The organism is Candidatus Vampirococcus lugosii, assembly GCF_018420025.1.
GTDB classification, from domain to species: domain Bacteria; phylum Patescibacteriota; class Gracilibacteria; order Absconditabacterales; family Absconditicoccaceae; genus Vampirococcus; species Vampirococcus lugosii.
The window spans coordinates 37,728-58,480 of sequence record NZ_JAEDAM010000001.1; the positions used below are offsets into that span (position 1 = coordinate 37,728).

At 19.9% G+C, this 20,753-nt stretch carries 21 protein-coding genes and 1 tRNA gene; 10 read left to right on the top strand and 12 right to left on the bottom strand.

Annotated features, from left to right (window positions below):
- Positions 1–113 precede the first annotated feature (113 nt).
- From VAMP_RS06830 to VAMP_RS00255, 5 genes are read left to right on the top strand one after another with little or no spacing between them, the layout of a single operon-like run.
- Positions 114–2,729 (top strand): ribonucleoside-diphosphate reductase subunit alpha, encoded by a 2,616-nt coding sequence (locus VAMP_RS06830; protein WP_213347998.1) that lies wholly within the window; start codon positions 114–116, stop codon positions 2,727–2,729.
- Positions 2,730–2,779: 50 nt separating this feature from the next.
- Positions 2,780–3,553 carry a 3'(2'),5'-bisphosphate nucleotidase CysQ family protein gene (locus VAMP_RS00240; RefSeq protein WP_213348000.1) on the top strand — a complete coding sequence of 258 codons (774 nt, stop codon included), beginning with the start codon at positions 2,780–2,782 and terminating at the stop codon, positions 3,551–3,553.
- 43 nt (positions 3,554–3,596) lie between these two features.
- Complete coding sequence (gene sat / locus VAMP_RS00245) at positions 3,597–4,754, top strand: sulfate adenylyltransferase (RefSeq protein ID WP_213348002.1); 1,158 nt, start codon at positions 3,597–3,599, stop codon at positions 4,752–4,754.
- A 23-nt stretch (positions 4,755–4,777) separates the two neighbouring features.
- Positions 4,778–5,314 carry an adenylyl-sulfate kinase gene (cysC, locus tag VAMP_RS00250; protein WP_213348004.1) on the top strand — a complete coding sequence of 179 codons (537 nt, stop codon included), beginning with the start codon at positions 4,778–4,780 and terminating at the stop codon, positions 5,312–5,314.
- A gap of 54 nt (positions 5,315–5,368) precedes the next feature.
- Positions 5,369–6,466, top strand: a complete 1,098-nt coding sequence (locus tag VAMP_RS00255) for an alpha/beta hydrolase family protein (protein WP_213348006.1) — start codon at positions 5,369–5,371, stop codon at positions 6,464–6,466.
- Between the two features lie 89 nt (positions 6,467–6,555).
- Here VAMP_RS00255 and VAMP_RS00260 read toward each other — a convergent pair whose 3' ends face one another.
- The 7 genes from VAMP_RS00260 to VAMP_RS00290 all read right to left on the bottom strand — a co-directional run bounded on the left by VAMP_RS00260 (position 6,556) and on the right by VAMP_RS00290 (position 12,176).
- On the bottom strand, positions 6,556–7,797 hold the full coding sequence (locus VAMP_RS00260) for a peptidase U32 family protein (protein WP_213348008.1): 1,242 nt from the start codon (positions 7,795–7,797) through the stop codon (positions 6,556–6,558).
- Positions 7,798–7,827: 30 nt separating this feature from the next.
- Positions 7,828–8,421, bottom strand: a complete 594-nt coding sequence (locus tag VAMP_RS00265) for a PGDYG domain-containing protein (RefSeq protein ID WP_213348010.1) — start codon at positions 8,419–8,421, stop codon at positions 7,828–7,830.
- Positions 8,422–8,452: 31 nt separating this feature from the next.
- Positions 8,453–10,183, bottom strand: a complete 1,731-nt coding sequence (locus tag VAMP_RS00270) for an NHL repeat-containing protein (protein WP_213348012.1) — start codon at positions 10,181–10,183, stop codon at positions 8,453–8,455.
- Positions 10,184–10,426: 243 nt separating this feature from the next.
- Positions 10,427–10,714 (bottom strand): hypothetical protein, encoded by a 288-nt coding sequence (locus VAMP_RS00275; RefSeq protein ID WP_213348014.1) that lies wholly within the window; start codon positions 10,712–10,714, stop codon positions 10,427–10,429.
- 135 nt (positions 10,715–10,849) lie between these two features.
- Positions 10,850–11,407 (bottom strand): hypothetical protein, encoded by a 558-nt coding sequence (locus tag VAMP_RS00280; RefSeq protein WP_213348017.1) that lies wholly within the window; start codon positions 11,405–11,407, stop codon positions 10,850–10,852.
- A gap of 31 nt (positions 11,408–11,438) precedes the next feature.
- A complete protein-coding gene (locus tag VAMP_RS00285) occupies positions 11,439–11,924 on the bottom strand; it encodes a hypothetical protein (RefSeq protein ID WP_213348019.1) in 486 nt (161 codons plus the stop codon).
- Positions 11,925–12,101: 177 nt separating this feature from the next.
- Positions 12,102–12,176 (bottom strand) — tRNA-His (locus VAMP_RS00290).
- Between the two features lie 176 nt (positions 12,177–12,352).
- Here VAMP_RS00290 and VAMP_RS06835 point away from each other — a divergent pair.
- The gene (locus tag VAMP_RS06835; protein ID WP_213348021.1) at positions 12,353–13,864 is read left to right on the top strand and encodes a fused MFS/spermidine synthase; all 1,512 of its coding nucleotides are present in this window, start codon (positions 12,353–12,355) and stop codon (positions 13,862–13,864) included.
- Between the two features lie 10 nt (positions 13,865–13,874).
- The gene (locus VAMP_RS00300) at positions 13,875–14,519 is read left to right on the top strand and encodes a M50 family metallopeptidase (protein WP_213348023.1); all 645 of its coding nucleotides are present in this window, start codon (positions 13,875–13,877) and stop codon (positions 14,517–14,519) included.
- Positions 14,520–14,610: 91 nt separating this feature from the next.
- On the opposite strand, the gene VAMP_RS00305 is transcribed toward VAMP_RS00300, so the two are convergent.
- Genes VAMP_RS00305 through VAMP_RS00320 form a run of 4 tightly spaced genes read right to left on the bottom strand, consistent with a single transcriptional unit; the run spans position 14,611 to position 16,889 of the window.
- The gene (locus VAMP_RS00305; RefSeq protein ID WP_213348025.1) at positions 14,611–15,492 is read right to left on the bottom strand and encodes a hypothetical protein; all 882 of its coding nucleotides are present in this window, start codon (positions 15,490–15,492) and stop codon (positions 14,611–14,613) included.
- A gap of 37 nt (positions 15,493–15,529) precedes the next feature.
- The gene (locus tag VAMP_RS00310) at positions 15,530–16,057 is read right to left on the bottom strand and encodes a hypothetical protein (protein ID WP_213348027.1); all 528 of its coding nucleotides are present in this window, start codon (positions 16,055–16,057) and stop codon (positions 15,530–15,532) included.
- A gap of 21 nt (positions 16,058–16,078) precedes the next feature.
- Positions 16,079–16,342: a thioredoxin family protein gene (locus VAMP_RS00315; protein WP_213348029.1), complete on the bottom strand. Its 264-nt coding sequence runs from the start codon at positions 16,340–16,342 to the stop codon at positions 16,079–16,081.
- Positions 16,343–16,367: 25 nt separating this feature from the next.
- Positions 16,368–16,889: a hypothetical protein gene (locus VAMP_RS00320; RefSeq protein WP_213348031.1), complete on the bottom strand. Its 522-nt coding sequence runs from the start codon at positions 16,887–16,889 to the stop codon at positions 16,368–16,370.
- A 307-nt stretch (positions 16,890–17,196) separates the two neighbouring features.
- On the opposite strand from VAMP_RS00320, the gene VAMP_RS00325 reads away from it, so the two are divergent.
- The 3 genes from VAMP_RS00325 (at position 17,197) to VAMP_RS00335 (ending at position 20,173) form a co-directional block, all read left to right on the top strand.
- Positions 17,197–18,147: an MBL fold metallo-hydrolase gene (locus VAMP_RS00325; protein WP_213348033.1), complete on the top strand. Its 951-nt coding sequence runs from the start codon at positions 17,197–17,199 to the stop codon at positions 18,145–18,147.
- Positions 18,148–18,395: 248 nt separating this feature from the next.
- Complete coding sequence (locus VAMP_RS00330) at positions 18,396–19,190, top strand: HD domain-containing protein (protein WP_213348035.1); 795 nt, start codon at positions 18,396–18,398, stop codon at positions 19,188–19,190.
- Between the two features lie 317 nt (positions 19,191–19,507).
- Positions 19,508–20,173, top strand: a complete 666-nt coding sequence (locus tag VAMP_RS00335; RefSeq protein ID WP_213348037.1) for a cell division ATP-binding protein FtsE — start codon at positions 19,508–19,510, stop codon at positions 20,171–20,173.
- A 200-nt stretch (positions 20,174–20,373) separates the two neighbouring features.
- Here VAMP_RS00335 and VAMP_RS00340 read toward each other — a convergent pair whose 3' ends face one another.
- Positions 20,374–20,679 (bottom strand): hypothetical protein, encoded by a 306-nt coding sequence (locus VAMP_RS00340; protein ID WP_213348039.1) that lies wholly within the window; start codon positions 20,677–20,679, stop codon positions 20,374–20,376.
- Positions 20,680–20,753: the final 74 nt, after the last annotated feature.

The window sequence follows — 20,753 nt, forward strand, 5'->3', positions numbered from 1 at the left end:
AATTATTAAATCAATAAAAAATTAAATAAAAAATAAATTAATTTGCATTTTTTAAAAATATCAATATCAATATATAATTATTATTTTGTTTTAAAAAATAAATTTTTTACTTAATGAAATATTTTGATATAGAAAAAAGAAATTGAGATATAGTAAAATTTGATCAAGAAAAAATAAAAAAAGTTTTAAATTTAGCTTTTGATGCTTCATGAGAAGAAAAAGAAAATTTTGATAAAATATTAAAAAGTATATTGGAAAATATAGAGGAAGAATATGAAAAATCTTTTCCTAAAAATTTATTAAATGTTGAAGAAATACAAGATATAATAGAAAAAAAATTAGTACAAAATAATAAATATTATACTGTTAAATCTTTTATTTTATATAGAGAAAAAAGATATCAAAAAAGAGAAGAGAAAAGACAAGAATATATAGATAAATTCGAAAAAAATAAATTAAAAGTTATTAAATCTAATTGAAAATTAGAAAATTTTGATATTGAAAAAATCGAAAAAGTTTATAATTTAGTTAGCAAATGATTCAAAAAAAAATGTAAATTTGAAGATTTAGTTGAAGTACTAAAAACACATATTATAGATTGAATAAAAACAAAAGATTTATTAAATTTATTAGTAAAATCTTGTTTAAATTTAATATCAGTAGATAATATCTATCGACAAACATTAGCTGGTAGATTTTTACTACTTGATATATACAAGAAATCTTCTTATAACAGAAATTTAAATATTAAAAATATTTATTCTGCAAATAATTATTTAAGTTTTTTTAATGATTATGTAAATAGATGAAGATATTATAAAAAATTTTTTGATTATTATTCACAAGAAGATATAAAAAAAGCTGGAGAACATATTGCAAAATATTTCAAAAGAGATTTTGAGTATACTTATACAACAGTACATATGTTGAATAAAAGATATTTATTAAATCCAAATAATGAAATATTTGAACTTCCACAAGAAATGTATATGTCTATAGCTTTATTTCTTGCTATTCCTGAAAAACAAGATAAAAGATTAAAAATTGCTATTCAAATTTATGATCAAATAAGTAGTCAAAAAATTTCTTTACCTACTCCTACTCTATTGAATGCTAGAACAAATTTTCATCAATTAAGTAGTTGTTTCAAATTAAATATAGAAGATGATTTGAGAGCAATTTATCACGGTATAGAAAATATGGCACAAATATCAAAATATGGTGGTTGAATATGAGTTTATTTATGAAATATAAGATCAAGAGGTTCAAGTATTAGATGAGTTAGATGAGCAAGTGGTGGTGTAAATCCTTGGATAAAAATTATAAATGATACTGCTATAGCAGTAAATCAGTTATGATCTAGAGCTGGTGCTATTTCTGTAACTTTGGATATTTGGCATTTAGATATTCAAGATTTTTTTGAATTACAAACAGAAACTTGAGATTCTAGACTTAAAGCTTTTGATGTTTTTCCATCAGTAAGTATTCCAGATTTATTTATGAAAAGAATGCAAAATAATGAAAATTGGACATTATTTGATCCTAAAGAAATATTTGATATAACATGAAAAAAAATACAAGATCATTTTGGAGAAAATTTTGATAAATTTTATGAAAGTTTGGAAAAAAATGAAAAAATAACACTTAAAAAAACTATAAAAGCAAAAGATTTATTTAAAGAATTTATGAAAACAGTAGTTGAAACTTGAATGCCTTATGTATTTTTTCGCGATACTGTGAATAAAGTAAATCCTAATAAACATAAATGAAATGTTTATAGTACACAATTATGTGTAGAAATTTGTCAAAATACAAATACAACTAAATTTATAGAAGAAAAATATGAAGATTGAAAAATTAAAATAGAATATGAACCTTGAGATAATGTTGTTTGTAATTTGGCAAGTATTAATGTAGCAAAAGTTAATACAAAAGAACAAATAAAAAAAACTATTCCTATAGCAACCAAAATTTTGGATAATGTAATAGATTTAAATTTTTACCCTACAAAAGAATCAGAAATAACATCAAAAAAATATAGAAGTATATGATTATGATTTTTATGATTAGCAGAATTATTAGCAACAAATAAATTATCTTATGATAGTAAAGAAGCTAGAGATTATGTTGATAATTTATTTGAATTATATAGTTTGGAAACATTGAAATCATCAAATGAATTAGCAAAACAAAAATGAACTTATGAACTTTATAAATGAAGTGAATGGAGTAAATGAATTTTGCTTGGGAAAGATGAAAAATATTTTAATGAAAATAGTAAAAATAATGATGAATGGAAAAAACTTATAGAAAATATAAAAAAATATTGAGTAAGATTTGCATATCATTTGGCACCTGCTCCAAATTCTTCTACTTCTCAAGTTGTAGGAACTAGTGCTTGAGTATTACCAATTTATAAAAAATATTTTGTAGAAACAAGTTCAAATTGAATGCTTGTAAATATTGCTCCTTGATTAAATAAAGATAACTTTTGGTTTTATAAAGAATATGTAAATATTACTATTCCAGATGTTATAGATATGATGTCTATAATTTATAAATGGATAGATCAAAGTATAAGTTTTGAATGGATAATTGATCCTGCAAAAATAAGTCCTGCTGAAATGTATCAATATTATATAAAAGCTTGGGAAAAGAAAATAAAAACTATATATTATGTAAGAAGTATGAGTTTGGAAACTAAAGAATGTGTATCTTGTTCTTGATAATAAATTTAAATCAATTTATTAAAAAAAATTTATTAAAATAAATAATCCATATGAATAATATAGAAATAGCAAAAAAAGCAGTATCACAAGCATGAAAAGAAATTATGAAAATATATAATAAAGATTATGATATAAAATATAAAGATGATAAATCTCCATTTACTGAAGCAGATAAAAAAGCAAATGAAATTTTAATTTCATATTTTGAAAAAACAAATATAAAAATATTTTCTGAAGAAATAAAAGATAGTTTCAAAAATAGAAAAGATGAAGAATATTTATGGATCATAGATCCAATAGATGGAACTAAAGATTTTATAAATAAAACTTGAGAATTTTCAATTATGGTATGACTTGTTTATCAAAATAATCCTATTTTGTGAGCTATATATGTCCCTAATGAAGATAAATTGTATTTTGCTGAAAAATGAAAATGAACATATTTGGAACAAAATTGAAATACAAAAAATATCAAAATAGATAAAAGCAAAAAACAAATACTTACAAGCAGAAATCATACTTCAAATATTGAATTAGATTTGATAAATAAACTTGAATTAGAAAATATTCCTTGTGGTAGTATATGAGTTAAATTATGATTAATATCAGAATGAAAAGCGTGAAATTATATTAATTTATCAAATAAATTATGACAATGGGATTGATGTTGACCTCATATAATTCTACAAGAAGCAGGTTGAGAAATTACAGATAAATTTTGAAATACAATAAAATATAATCAAGAATCTACTAATTTGGAAAATTGATTTATAGCAACAAATTGAATTTTTCATAAAGAAATTTTGAATTCTATAAACAAATAAATAATATTAATAATTTTTATATTTTTATAAATTAATAATTTTTATGATAAATCTAATAGAAGCTCATTGAAAAAAACTTATAAACTTAAAAAATGGAAAAATAATAAATAGTAATTATGAAATACAAGTAAATAAAGAAATAGAAACGGATATATATAATTTATGATCTTGAATTTATTCACCTCTTGAATGATTTCTTTGCAAAAATGATTTTGAATCAGTTATTAATAGAATGGAATTAAGTGATTGAACATTATGGCCTATTCCTATAGTGCTAGATATAAATTTTAAACAAAAAGAAGAAATTGAACAAAAAAAACCTAAATATATATTGATAAAAAATTCTAATAAAAAATCAATTGCATTACTTAAAATAAAAGAAATTTTTGAATATGATAAAGAAAAATATATTAAAAGTATTTTTGGAACAAATGATATAAAACATCCTTGAGTTAAAAATATATTAAAAAAAGAAAAATTTTTGATATGATGAGAAATACAAACATTTGAAGAAAATCCTTTATCAAATAATTTTAATATATGAAAATATTATTTAACACCTGAACAAACAAGAAAAAAATTTATTGAAAAAGGTTGGGAAAAAATAGTTGCTTTCCAAACTCGTAATCCTCCTCATAGATCACATGAATATTTACAAAAATGTGCTTTACAATGATGCGATTGACTTTTTATAAATCCTGTAATATGAGAGAAAAAAACTTGAGATTTCAAAGATGAATTTATAATATGATCTTATGAAATACTTATACAAAATTATTATAATCAAAAAAATACTCAACTTGGACTTTTACCACTTACTATGAAATATGCATGACCAAAAGAAGCTGTATTACATGCAATAATTAGACAAAATTTTTGATGTTCTCATATAATAGTTGGTAGGGATCATGCTTGAGTATGAGATTATTATTGAACTTATGAAGCTCAAGAAATATTTAATAAAATTGATAGCAATAAATTAAAAATACAAGTTTTAAAATATGAACATGCTGGCTATTGTAAAAAATGTAAAGAAGTTACATCCAATAAAACTTGTCCACATTCATCAGATGATAAAATACTTATTTCTGGTACAAAATTGAGAGATAAAATAAAAAAATATGAAGAAATTCCCGATGAATTCATGAGAAAAGAAATTTCAAATTATATTTTAGAAAATAAAGATCAGTTTATAAATTAATTTTAATTATTAAAAAATAATAAATGAATAAACCTAAAAAATGATTTGTATTATGGCTTACATGACTTTCTGGTGCATGAAAAACAACAATTGCTGATGCATTATATGATAAACTTATTAATAAATCTTATGTTAATATAGAAAAACTTGATGGCGATATAATAAGAGAAAAACTTACAAAAGATTTATGATTTACAAAAGAAGATAGACAAAAAAATCTTGAAAGAGTTAGTTTTGTTGCTAAACTTCTTTCTCGCAATAATATTTGAGTAATAGCATCTTTTATATCTCCATATAAACAAGATAGACAAGAAATTAAAAAATCTACTACAAACTTCATAGAAGTATATATAGCAACACCTTTGGAAATTTGTGAAAAAAGGGATGTAAAATGATTATATAAAAAAGCAAGAACTGGAAAAATAAATAATTTTACTTGAATTTCTGATCCTTATGAAATTCCTACAAATCCCGATATAGAAATAAAAACACAAAATCAAACAATAGAAGAATCTGTAAATCAATTATATAATTATTTAATAAATAATTGATATTTTTAATAAATTATTTATATTAAGTAAAAGTAATATTTTTTATTAATTTAATAAATTAAAATGAAAAAAATAATTTTATTGTTTTTGATCTTATTTATTGCAAATATTTCTTATTGAGATAATCTTCATAATTATTATAAAAATTTCTCATTGGAAGAGAGAAAGGAATATAATAGTTTTTCTGATTCATTGGAAAAAGAAATAAGTAATATTGATGATATAAATTGGCTAGAAACTAGAATAAAGCTTGTTCATGATAAATTATCTGAAATAAAAAAACAATCATATTATATGTTTAATAATAAAAATTTATTAATTGCTGTTCTTTTAAGATTAAATGAGATTCTTTATGAAAGATTAAATATATTGAAATGAATTAATATTGAAGAAGAATATGATTTCAAAATAAAATATAAAGATCAAGAAGTTGATACTATAATATATGATCCAAAAAAAGAAAATGTAAATATTATTTTATTATTTCATTGAACTGTAATAGATGATACAAATATATATGATGCAACAAATATAATATTACAAAAACTTAAAAAAATTTTAAATAGAGATGATTTCATGATAATAAGCGTTTCTCATCCACAAGAAAAATGATTATTATGAGATAATTTAAAATATGCAAAAACAGCATTATTATGGACAAAAAATAATGCAAGTGAAGAACTTTGAGTTAATATAAATAAAATATTTATGATTTGACATTCTCAATGATGATATCTTGCAAGTATATTAAATACTATGTATGAAATAGATTGAGTAATAGTTAATGCACCATGACCTATCAATATAAAATATAGATGTGAATTAGAAGAAAAATGAAAAATGGAAAATTGAAAAGTTTGTACAGATCTTTATAATGAATTTGGAAATACAAAAAATAATCCTAACGAATATATAAAAAGATCTTTGATTAGTAGTATAAAACAAAAATTTAAATCAGATATACTTTTGATACAATGATTAAAAGATAAAAAAATTCAATTAAATATGTGGCCTTATCTTAAAAAAAGAATTATTGATGTTAACAATAAAAATAGATATAAATTTTTGGAAATTGATAATGCAGAACATTGAGCATTATTTGAAACTAAAATTTGAATTAAATGATTAAACGATTTTTTGGAAAGTAAAATTAAAAATTAAATTATTTGATATCAAACATAAAAAAAGATCCATATAGCTTTGCTATAAGATCTAATTTTTTAATTTAAAAAAATATGACAATTAATTATTTACTTAAAAAATGTTTCATATCATTCCATTTTTTTATCAAAAGATATATAAAAATATTCTTTATTACAATCTGCTTTTGATAATATATCTTCAGATGCTGACAAAATTTCTATAACTTTTGTTTTACATATTCATTCTTTTCACAAAAAATTTAATTCATCTCAAGGAAAAATATCTTGTTTTGAAACAAATTTGTAATAAATTTTTCAATTTTTTTCAATTGATTTATCATAAGTTAATCAATAATATGTTTTTGTCTTGATAGGTCAAGGATTATCATGTGAAATACTTTTTATATTTTCAAAACTTTCTCAATCAGGAGCATCTTTAATATTATTAAATATAAATCAATCCCAATATTGTCTATGAGGAATATCATAAACTAAATTTTTTATATTTAAATCAATTTCTTTTCATTGCAAAATACAATCTCTTACATGAGAATAAGCTCTAGCAGTACTTCATGAATACCATTCAGATTTACTTCTTCATTCTATTTTTAATCAATCAACAAATGGAAGTATTTCTCATAATTTTTCAATAGTACATAAATCTTTTGAAGAAAATAGATGAGATCAATCTCAATTTTCTTCTATTTTCATAAATTTACCTGGTCTTTTTTCTTCTTCTACATATACATTAAATTTGTATCTACATACATGAGAACATTCTCATTTATTACCATCTCTTCAAGAAAAGTATTCTCATAATAAACATCTACCAGAATATGTCATACACATAGCACCATGAACAAAAACTTCCAACTCAATATCAGGTACATATTCTTTAATTTCCTTAATTTCTTTAATATTTAATTCTCTTGCAAGAACTATTCTTTTTACTCATAAATCATACCAAAATTTAACTGCTTCTTTATTTAAAATATTTGTTTGAGTACTTAAATGTAATGGAATATCTTTATTATATTTTCTTATAATATTAAATGTTCATGGATCTGAAAATATTATAGCATCTGCTCACAAATTAGATATTTTTTCTACCATAGATTCAAATAATTGTATATCTTTATTTCTAGGAAAAATATTCATTGTAAGATAAGCTTTTTTTCCAAAAGATTGTACATCTTTTATTGTTTTTTTAACTTCATCAAAAGTTTTTACTTTATTTTGTCTCATTCTAAGAGAAGTAAAAGGAACTCATAAATATACTGCATCTGCTCAATTTTTTATTGCTGTAATTGCTTTTGTATAAGATCATCAAGGTGAAACTATTTCTGTCATTTTTTAAGTTAATAATATATTTATATAAATTTAGTTATATGTAATTTCAAATTCTTCTTTTGCTATAACATAATATTTTCAAACATCTTCTTTTATTATATAATCTCAAGGATTTAATAAAACATTTTCTCACCAAGGTGCTTTAAAATGAAATTGTTTATTTCAAGTATATATTGCAACATATCTTGGCGATTGTTCTGGATATATATCAGATCATATTTCTCATTCATATAAGTTTGAAAAAGTATTTCATTCTATAACATATTTTTCTCAACGAATTCAAGAAATTATAATATCACCTTCTTTTGCATTATTTATTGTTTCATTTCAATTTGATGTATTAGTTATAATAGTTAAAATATTTTTTTTATCTTTAACAATTGTATAACTCATAGTTGGCATATCTTCAATTGATTTAACAAAATTATATAATAATTTTTTCTTCATCACAGGAAAAAACTTTAATCACAAATTATCAATCAATTCTTCTATACTAATTAAATTTTCTTTTAATTCATTTTTTACTAATTCTAATTTTTTATCAATAAAATCAGAGTTTAAAACATTATTTGTATTTAATTTTTCTTCAAAATCATATGAATCAATAAAATCTATATTTGACATACCAAAATATAATTTTTTGAAATAAAATTTTTTATTTAATAAGTTCTCAAGTTTGAGTATTAATTTTAATAATTCAATTTTCTCAGACAATTTGTCAATTATCATAAAAAAATTTAATTTTTCAAATACCTAAATTTAATAATTTAGATTTAATTTCTCAAGTTTCTATATCTATTAACACAAATCATTTTTCTCATATAATTCATCAATTTCAATAAAACCATTTAATTTCTCAAATACCTAAATCTGATTTAACATATTTAATTTTTCAAGTCTCTATATTAATTTTGGCAACTCAATTTTCTCATTCAATTTTTCAATCATAATAAAAATTAATTATTTTTCAAATATTTAAATCTCAAGTACTATATTCAATTTCTCAAGTTTCTATATCTATTTTAGCAATAAAGTTTACTCATACAATCGTTCAATTTTCATGAAATCATTTAATTTTTCAAATATTTAAATTTCAAGTATTAAAATCTATTTCTCAAGTTTTTTTATTTAAAATAACAAATCATTTTTCTCCTTTAACTCTTTTTCAATCATCATAAAAATGATTAATTTTTCAAATACCTAAATCTCAAGTATTATATTCAATTTCTCAAGTTTCTATATCAATAGATGCAACTCATTTATATCATTTAATTTTTCAATTATTATAAAAATTACTAATTTTTCAAATACCTAAATCTCAAGTATTATATTTAATTTCTCAAGTTTCTATATCAATAGATGCAACTCATATTTCTCAAATAAAAACTCATGAATAATCACAAAAATTATTAATTTTTCAAATACCTAAATCTCAAGTATTATATTTAATATCTCAAGTTTCCACATCTATTTTGGTAAGTCAAAATTCTCATTTAATTTTTCAATCTTTACAAGATAACTTATTTCTCAAATCATTAAGATAATTATAAATAATTTTTCAAATACCCAAATTTCAAGTATTATATTTAATTTCTCAAGTTTTTTCATTTAAAACAGCAATTCAATATTCTCATTTAATTCTACCACCAAAATAAATATTACTAATTTCTCAAATACCTAAATCTCAAGTATTATATTCAATAAATCAAGTTTGAGTGTCTATTTTGGCAATTCAATATTCTGCTTTAATTTCTCAATCATCAAAAAATTTTATAATAGCTCAAATACCTAAATCTCAAGTATTAAAAATTAAATCTCAAGTTTCCACATCTATTTTGGCAAATCAATTTTCTGCTTTGATTAATCCATCATCAAAAATTTCTATAATAACTCAAATAGCAAAATTTTTAAATTCAAAAACAATTCAAGTTTCTTTGTTTGCAAACAATATTTTTCAAGTCTCTAATTCCAAAATAGAATTATTAATATTTTTTATTTTTCAATATTTAGCTTCTATTTCAGATTCAAAATCTAAACTATTTTCATTAATTTTCAATATACTAAATATTATATCATTTATTTGCTCATATCAAATATCTTTTATAAATTCTTCAAAAAAATCAGAATTATCATTTTTATTTTTTAGTAGTAATAATTCTTTTAATTTTTCACGGAACAATAAATCTTTAAATAAATCTTTTATTTTTTGTTTTCAAATTTCATCTATATTATGAAAATTTTTAAATAAATTAATAATTAAATTTATTTCTTCATCAGTTTTTCAAACATTTTTTAAAATAACTTCTAATCATTTCAAAAAATCTTCACTTTCAAAAATTTCACCTAAACTAGAATAATCTTGAACAAGCAGTGTATTTTCTTTCATAATATAAATTTTTTAATCAATAAAAAACATATTTTTAATTTTTTATAATAACAAAAAATTAAACTTTCAAAAATATAACATAACATTTCGGCATATGGGAAGTTTTGGAAACTTCCTTTTGAATTATATCAGTGTTTCCAAAGTTTGGGAGAGATGATTTTTGCAGTCCTTTGAAATTTAATTGAGCAAAAATCATCGAACCCCATATGCAGTGTTATGTGATGTACATTTTTATTTTTTCGATTATTTCAAACTTTCATAAACAGTGCAAAAAACTTTTTTTATTTCTTTTTTTAACCTCTCATTATCAACCTTTCTTTTTGCTGTAGAATATACATTTAATTCACTAGTAATTCCTCCAACCGTCCAATTATCTTTTAAAAATAATAATCTAGACACTTTTCCATTATTTAATTCAAATCTAATTTCCCAACTATTTTCTTCTATTTTAAAAATAGTTATTGAAGGATCAAATATAATTTTATTTGAAACCTTCTCAAAACTTTCTTTAGTTAAACAGCTACTATTCATATTTTTTTGATTTTTATTATAAAAACATCCACTAAGTAATACCATAAACAACAAAGTGATTGTTAAAAAAAGTTTTTTCTTCATAAGTGCTTTATAAAAATGCATTTCACATAACAATTATATAAATATAATAAATTATAATTTACTCATTAAATCATTAAGTTTATCTTCTTTATCTTTTTTTTCTTTATTTTTAATATTTTCAGTTTCCAAATTTTCCAAAACTAAATTCCATCTTTTTAATTTAGAATCTCTTTGAGCTAATATTGATTCTTTTTCTTTTTCATCTTCATTCATCAAGACATACAAGTTAATTTGTTCTTCAGTATATATTTGAAAAAGTCTCAATACTTGAAATCACCAAAGTTCAGATATTTTCTTTACTACAAATTGATCTCAACTTTGCACACTTACAATCAATTCTGTTTTTTCTCAATCATTATCTAAAGTTCATTCACTACTAAAAGATCAAGATATCAATTGAATTAATAAATCCCAATCAAAATCTTCTTTAATTTCTTCTGGAACATCATATTTTATAGTTTCAAAATTAGAAATATATTCTTTGTACCATTTTTGATCTTTTAATCATCAATCTATTTTTCATACAATTTTTTCATATTTTTCTAGTACAGATTTTTTTTCTGGATTTTTTTTTAAATCTTGTACAAATTCTTGAAAATCAAATAACATATTTATTATTAAGATATAAATTTAATTATTTTTAATCATTTTCTTCACTATTATCATAATTTTTTGATAATTTATTACTGTTTTTTAAATTTCTAACTTTTTCGATTAGTTCTTCTGATTTTTCTCTTAATCAATATTTTTTATCTATATCAATTGCATTCTCATATGCTTTATCTCTAAATTCCAAAACTTTATCTTCCAAATCTTTTATTTTTGGCTTCAAAATTTCTTCATTTTTATTATCAAGTTGCATTCTTAATTCTTCTATTTTTGATTCCAAATATATTCTTTCTTTATCAAAAGTTTTTTTAAACAATTTAAATTTAGCTTCATAATCTATATCTTTTATTTTAAAAAATATATTTTTATTTAAATCTATCAGAGAACTAAATACTACTTTAACTTTATCAAAAGATACAGATTCATTATATTTCTTTTTAAATTTTTCATCCTTACAAAACATTGTTGCAATTTGTCAAGCTACAAAAACTCAAACTAATAATTTAATTTTTTTCATTAATATTATTTAATATATAAATATAACTTATATATAAACATATTTTATATCATTTCAAGTAAAAATTAATTAGAATACATCATAATATATATTATAAAATACCAAAATATTAATATTAAATAAAAAACTCCAAAAAATTTGGAGTTCATATTATCTATTTTAATAATATTACTGAAATGGGGCGGTTGACGGGACTCGAACCCGCAACAACTGGTACCACAAACCAGGGCTCTGCCATTGAGCTACAACCGCCATAAAGTATTTTATATATAAAGATTTTTTTTAAAAATTCAAGTTTTTTTATTATTTTTATAATATTAAATTGTCAATAGTGGACACAAATAATAAATTATCTTGTATTTTAAGATATTTTAATTATATCTTAACATAATATTTTTTTGTATTTTAATTTAAAATAAATATTTTTTATGTTATATTTTTTAATATTTTTAAGTTCAATATCTTGATTAGTTTATCAATTATTATTATGAACTATAAGTTCATATTTAATTTGAAATAGTGTATTACAATTTTCTATGGCAATATGATTATTTCTTACCTGATTATGAATATGATCATATATAGTAAGATTATTTAAAAATAATATTAAAACTTTTTTTATTGCTGAATTATTATTATGAGTAATATGATGATTTTCTGTATTTTTAATCAAATTTTTGTATATATATTTTTTTACTAATCCTGAAATATTTCAATTATTTTATATAATTATAGTTCTTACTATTTGAACTATAACATGACTTGAAATTCCACTTATAGCTTCTATAATAGATGAAGAAAAGAAAAAAAATAAAACTAATTCCAAAATTAAAGATATTGTATCGGATGTATTTACATATGATTATGCATGAGCTTTGATAGCGACTTTTCTATTTCCATTTATACTTTTGCCATGGATATGAGTTGAAAATTCTGCAATTTTAATGTGATTATTAAACATAATTATAGCTATATGGTTTATATATCTCAAACAAATAAAAAAATATGTCAAAGTATCTAATTATATATTATCATTCCTAATAGTATTATTATTTTATTTAATTTTGGCTATATGATTAAATTCAAAAATAGAAAATATTTGGAATAATTTTTTTTATAAAGATACTATTATACACAGTGAAAAAAGTGCATATCAAAATATTATTATTACCAAATGATGAGATGATATAAGATTATATATTGATAATAATTTACAATTTATGTCTCTGGATGAACATAGATATCATTCATGATTATGGCAACATTGAAAAGAATATGTAAAAAATACTGATAAAAAAAATTGGAATATATTAGTTTTATGATGATGAGATTGACTATTAACAAGAGATATTATAGAAACTATGCAAAATAGAAAATATAAGATTAAAATAATAGATTTGGATCCTGCTGTAACTAAAATTGCTAGAGAAAACAAAGTATTAAAAAGTTTAAATAAAAATAGTTTAAATAATAAAAATGTTGAAGTTATAAATAAAGATGCTTTCAATTATATTATTAAAGAAAAAGAGATTTACGATATTATAATAGCAGATTTTCCAGATCCAAGAAATACTGCATTATCAAAACTTTATTCAAAAGAATTTTATAATGGAATACATAAAATATTAGATCAAAATGGTTTATTTACTACACAAGCTTCAAATGCATTTTTTGCAAATGAAAGTTTTTGGTGTATATATAAAACATTACAAGAAAGTTTTAATAATACAATAGCTTACAATGTTTATATACCAAGTTTTGGTAGTTGGGGGTTTATATCAGCAAGTAAATCAAATATATTAACTTGAGATAATGATATGATCAATTACAAATTTGATAAAGATTATCAAGTAAATATTGATGATATAAAAATAAATACATTAGATAATCCAAATATTATACAATATTATCTTAATTGATGGAAAAAATTTAATTTATAATTTTAAAAACATGAAAAATAGTAAAAAAATATTTTTATTAGCTTTAATAATTGCATTATTACTACATTATGTAATATCTAATATTCCATATATATGATATATTATAAATTATATAGTAACTATTTTCCATGAAATATGACATTGAGTTTGAGCTCTTATAACTTTTTGAAATTTTCATAAAATAGATATAAATATTGATGGTAGTTGACTTGCTACAACTTCTTGATGAATAAGAGCAATTGTTTTATTATGATGATTTATATGAAGTTTAATATTTTGAAACCTTTTATTGAAAGCAAGTTTAAATATAAAAGATAAAGATTATATATCTTTTTTTATGTGAATAATTTTTTCTATATTAGCTATATTTTTTTCTGCCGATATTTTTTCTTTTATCATAATTATGTTTTATGCTATTATATTTTTCACACTTTTTAAATATAATAAATATAATAAATATATCTTTTCAGTATTATGATTTTTGGTAATATTTTATGTTCTTCTAGATTTTAATGTATGACCAATATCTGATATATGAAAATTTGCTGATATTTTTATAATTATTCCAAGTTTTGTATGGATGTATATATGGTTATTATTATGATTATTTATAACTATATTTAATATATATTATATATTTAAAAAAAGTAATTAATTTTTTATGTAAAATATTAGATAATTTAAATTTATTAAAAAAAATTAAGATTTAAACTCTTAATTTTTTATTTTATAAATAAAATTTAATATTATAACATCAACAATTTAGGATTTAATATTATAATTATTCAAAGTAATAACATTAATATTCATCAAAATAAATTTATCCATTTTGTATATTTATTACTTACTCATATTATATTGTATGTAAAAATAGCTATAGTAAATATAACAAAATGATCCAATAAAAAGAAAAACACATAAAGAATAAGATAAAACATACTAATATACCAATCAAAATTTTGTGATGCTAATATTGTTGTATATGTAAGAGGAATTCATACTGTACAAAACATTTCCATAAAATTAACCAAAAAAGCTATAATAGCTATTCAAATCATTGATAATAATATACTTTTTTTATCTATTACATTTTTTATTTTTGTAAAAAAATAATCTCTTTTAGTTTTATTCATAACAGAACATCATTTTTTCACAAAAAATGCATTATATATACTAATAAGTCAAAACATTATTCATAATACTCATACTCATAACTGAAAATAAGATTTATAATGAGCTGGGACTGTTTGTATAGAGAATAACAACATATAAAGTATAATAAAATATGCTATTCAAGATGCTATTATGAATGTAGATCATAATATTATTAATTTTTTTCTATCTCAACTAGTTAGTAATATACTCAATAAAAATAATAATATAAATAAAGCACAAGGATTAAATCAATCTAATAATCAAGCAATTATAGTTAATAAAGGTAGAGAAAAAGAATCAAAATTTATTTCTCAAACAAAAGGAGCTTCAAAAGTCTTCTCTGTATTTTTTATAACTTTTATTTTTGAAGTAGATTCATTATTTTCTTGTCATTGAATATCAATAATTTCTCAAAAAGAAAATCATAACAAAAACAAAGATAAAGACAAAAAAATTAATATTAATTTTTTCATAATTTAAAAATTTATTACAATTAAACATACATTATAATTATTTTATAACTCCATTATATATTACATCTTCACAAGATTCTTGTATACAAATTTCTATTTGTTCAACAATATCATCTTCATTTACTCACACAAACATATTATCTCATATAAATGTAGTAGGTACTCAATTTATATTAGTATCAACATAAGATGCAACTTTTCACATAAAAATAGAATTATATTTATTTCACCAAACTTCAAATTTTAATAAATTTATTTTATCTGAATAATCAGGATTATTTAACAATCTTTCCCAAATCTTATTTTGCTGAGCACAAGCAGGACATCAATCTCAATAAAAATAATATATATTAACTTTATCTTCATTTATTGTTAAGTCATCTGGATTTGCAACTTCATAAACATTATCTTCATTATCTTCATTAGTTCCAACATTATCTTCATTAATTTCATTATTTTCATTAGTTCCAACATTATCAGTATTATTTTCATTATCTTCATTTTGCTCACATCAAAACAAAAATAATGTACTCAAAAAAATAAAAAAAATTGTAATTAGTTTCATCATAGTATTTATATAATATTATTAATTTAAATTTTGAATTATATTAATTAATTCTTTTTTGGAATATTCTCATTCAAGTTTTTTTAATTCATTTCAATTATCATCTACAAAAACAATAACTGGTAATATATCATTGATATTATATTTTTCAACAATTTTATTATCTTGATCATAATCATAAAAACTTATATCTAAGTTTTCAAATTCTTTTTTTATATCATTCATTATAGGTTTCATAACAAAACAAGAAGCACACCACATAGCTCATACAAAAACTATTTTCATAATCAAACTAATTTATTAATTAAAATTATTCATCACAACAATCTATAATATCTCAAATCAATTTATTATCTGTTTTTTCATTATTTTCTGATTTATTATTTTCATCACTTTCATTTCCTTGTATCATATCCATAACTATTCACCAAAACATACAATACATATCATAAGATTGATCAAAAAACTGTCTAGCTTTTTCTTCTTTTCAAAGTCAAAGTTGTTTAGTTCCCACCTCCATCAATCTCATACAAGTTGACAATAAATGTTTAGCAGTACATCGCACTTCTCATTCATATTCTTTTATAACTTCTTTCAAAAGTATTTTTCTATGATTTCTAGCTTCATTTAATAAATTTAAATATTTTGTTTTTCAAGTTTTGTTATATGAAAATAATAAATGTTCTTCTATACTTATTAAATTCATAATTCAAATTACAAGATCTTGCTCCAAAGACAAATCAAAATCATCTTGTTTTCTAAGTTTATCAACTTTTTCTACTAATTCATTTAATGAATATTTTTTTGAATTTTTTATTTTCTCATTTTCCATTACAAATTAAATAATTTCTTATAAATTAAATCAATATATAGCATTAATTTTTAATTTTATATTTTTCAAAAATAAAATAAGTTTAAATACATACTTCATACAAAAACTTATATATCAATATATATTAATTTTAAAAAAAAATGCAAGTTTATTTAAGAATTTTTTAGTTTACTATTTGAAAAAAATTTTGATTTAGATTAATTTTTTGTTTTCCCTACAAATATTAAACAAAAAATAAATAATTTATTGTTTTTTAAAATATATTATATATAATTAGTATTATAATTTTTATTATTAATTTAAAAAAATGAGAGTAAAAGTATATTGAACTAGAGGATCTACACCAGTATCAAATTCTGAAAGTATTATTTATGGTTGAAATACAACAAATTTAAGAATATATTCTGAATGTCTTTCACCAGGAACTATACTTTCAATAGATGCAGGTAGTTGATTTTTACCTATGAGTATGGATGTAATGAAAGAATGATGAGTAGAAAATGTTTATGTTTTATTTACTCATTATCATCATGATCATACTCAATGATTATTTTTGAGTCCTTTTTTATTTATGAAAAATTTAAATGTAAAATTAATAGGACCAATTGATACCTGAGTATGACCCAAAAAAATGATTCAAACACTATTCAAACCACCATTTTTTCCAGTTCATTATAAAGAGATAAAAAGTAATTTATCTTATGAATGATATGAGTTTGTTAGTACATTAATTATAGTATTTCATCCTAAATATTGACAAAAAACAATTTCAAAATCTATTTATTATAATATTTTAAAAGATAATTCTCAATTAAAAATATGAAATGCATCTGTATTAATAGATGAATGTTTACTTATATTTATGCATAAATCAAATCATCCAGAACATACAGTTGCATATAGAATTGAAGAAAGACCAACAGGTAAAGTTTTTGTGTTTTTGACAGATCATGAAAATGAATATTGATTATCAAGTTCTTTAAGAGAATTTTTATTATGAGTTGATTTTCTTATAATGGATTCTCAATATACAATAGAAAGATATGAAAAAGCTACGGTATGATTTTGACATGCAACTCCAGATTATTGTGCTAGAATTGCAAAAGAAGTTTGAATCAAAAAAATGTGACTTACTCATCATGATCCAAATTCAAAAGACAAAGATATTGAAGATATAGTACAAACTGCAATAGATTATGCAGATGATGAAAATATAGAAATATTTTGAGTCAAAGATTATCAAGAAGAAGAAATATAAAATTAAATAAATTATCTTAAAAAAATCAAAAAAAGTAGAAAATAATTATTTAAAAAATTATAAAATATTTATGTAATACATAAAAATATTTTTATTTTCTCGCAAATCCTTGTTTAAATAAAGGATTTAGAAGTTTTATTCTACAACTTAAATATTGCCAACACAAAATTTAAAAATAAACTTGATTTATTTAATATTTTTTATATATGTAATGTGTAAAAAAATATTTATTTATTAAAAATAAATTTATGTATAGTTTAACAAAAGCAACTGAAGATTTGATAAATCATTATAATATATGAAATATAAACATAGAAAAAAAAGTATCAAAATATAATAATCATAAATTAAGACATTCAAATTGAGTACTTGAAATTTGAAGATTAATCTTAATAAAAATGGAAGAAAATAAAAAAATTAATGATATTATTAAAAATAAATTAGAAATAGTTTTTTTACTTCATGATATATGAAGATTTTATCAAAATAATAAAGAAAGAGTTTTGGCATGAAATGAATTTGAACATTGAAATTTCTGATATAATCTTTTACAAAAAGATTGATATGATGAACAAATTTGTTTAGCAGTAAAATATCACAATAAATACAATATTAATGACTTATACAATGAAAATACTTTCAAAAAAATGAATAATGATGAAAAAAATAATACATTATTTATCTCAAAAATTATCAGAGATGCAGATAAAGTACAAAATATGTTATATAACATATTTAATTCAGACACTTTATCAAAGTTAGATTGAGATAAAATTGATTGATGAGATATTAGTGACAAAATATTTTATGAATTCAAAAAAGAAAAACTTGTAGATAGATGATTTGTTGTATCAAAAGCAGATTTTATTGTATCATTATTATGTTGGACTTTTGATATAAATTTTAAAGAAAGTATAAATGTGTTGAATATGTTTTGATATTATGATAAAATATTAAAAGAATTATATAAGATAAATTGAATTGATAAAAATAAATTAGATATATTAAAAAATGTTATATATAATTATATAAATATATTATAAAATAATATTAACTTATATTTTTTTTTGAGATTTAAGATTTTGTATAATACTACTCAAATGTGTCTACCTAAAATTAAAAAATAAATATTATCTTATATTTATATATATTTGTTAAGCTATATTTAATATAAGTTTATTATGATATTTTTTTATGTAAAAATTTAACTAATTTAAAAATTTTCGTATTCATTATATCTTTTAATTTTTAATTAACACACTTGAAATAGTCTACAACAAAAATTTACTTAAATTTGCTATTAAAAATATTTTATATATACTATTGTGAATATAATTTATATATTAAATTAATATAAAATATGTCTGATAAAGATTTACTTATAGAAATTCAGAATTTAACTTGGTGATATAAATGAACACCGAATTTTATTTTTAAAGATTTTAATTTAAATTTATATGATGAAGATTTTGTTTTTATATTATGAGAATCTTGAATTTGAAAAACAACTTTAGTAAAGTTTTTAATAAGACAATTGAAACCACCTAAAAAAATGATTTTTCATAAAAAAGAAGATATTGCAAGATTTACTAATTGGGAAGTCCAAAAATATAGAAGAAAAATATGAGTTGTATTTCAAGATTTTAAATTAATTGATTACAAAACTGTAAAGGAAAATATTGAATTTCCTTTGGAAATAGTTTGACAAAAAATTTCAAAAAAACAAGATAAAATTGATGAATTATTACATAATCTAAATCTTACAGATAAAAAAAATACTTTAGCACCCAAATTAAGTGGTTGAGAAAAACAAAGAGTTGCAATAGCTAGAGCTTTAATAACTAATCCAGAGTTTATTATTGCGGATGAGCCTACAGGAAATCTTGATAAAAACACTTCTTATTGAATAGCAAATACACTTATGGAATTAAATAAAAAATGAAATACTATTGTTTTTATAACTCATGATTTAGATTTAGTAAAATATGTAAGTAGTAAACATAATGTTAAAATTATTAAGATTTAGACACATCAATAAAATAAATTCATAAAAAAATATAGAAAAAACTAAATTTAATATAAATAGTGAAGAAACATAAAAAATATGGTGTATATAACTATAAAAATGAGAAATAAATACAATATCAATAAATATTTTACTAAAAAAATGTATTAAAAAATAATTAAATTTTAATACATTTTTATATAAATATAAATAAATAATTATTACCATACAATATCACGAAATTCTTTTGAATAACGATTAATAAATCACATTAAATATGAGTTAAAGTCTTCTATTTTTCAATCTCTTATTGCTAAATCTTCAGCAATTTTTATTTGAAGTAAATTTGAATATCAAAGTTTTTCTTCCTTATTATTTGTTTGTGTCAATATTATCAATATTTTTTCTTCTTCTGGACTTATAGTAATTTTCAATATATTTTGTAAATCTTCTTTTTTTTGTTCAACAATTTCATTTATTTTACTATTAGATGATTCTTTTTCCAAATTTTTCTCAATAGATAGCATAATAATAATTAATTATCAAATTAAATATACACTAAATATGATATATAACTCAATTAATTAATTGAGTTTTGAAA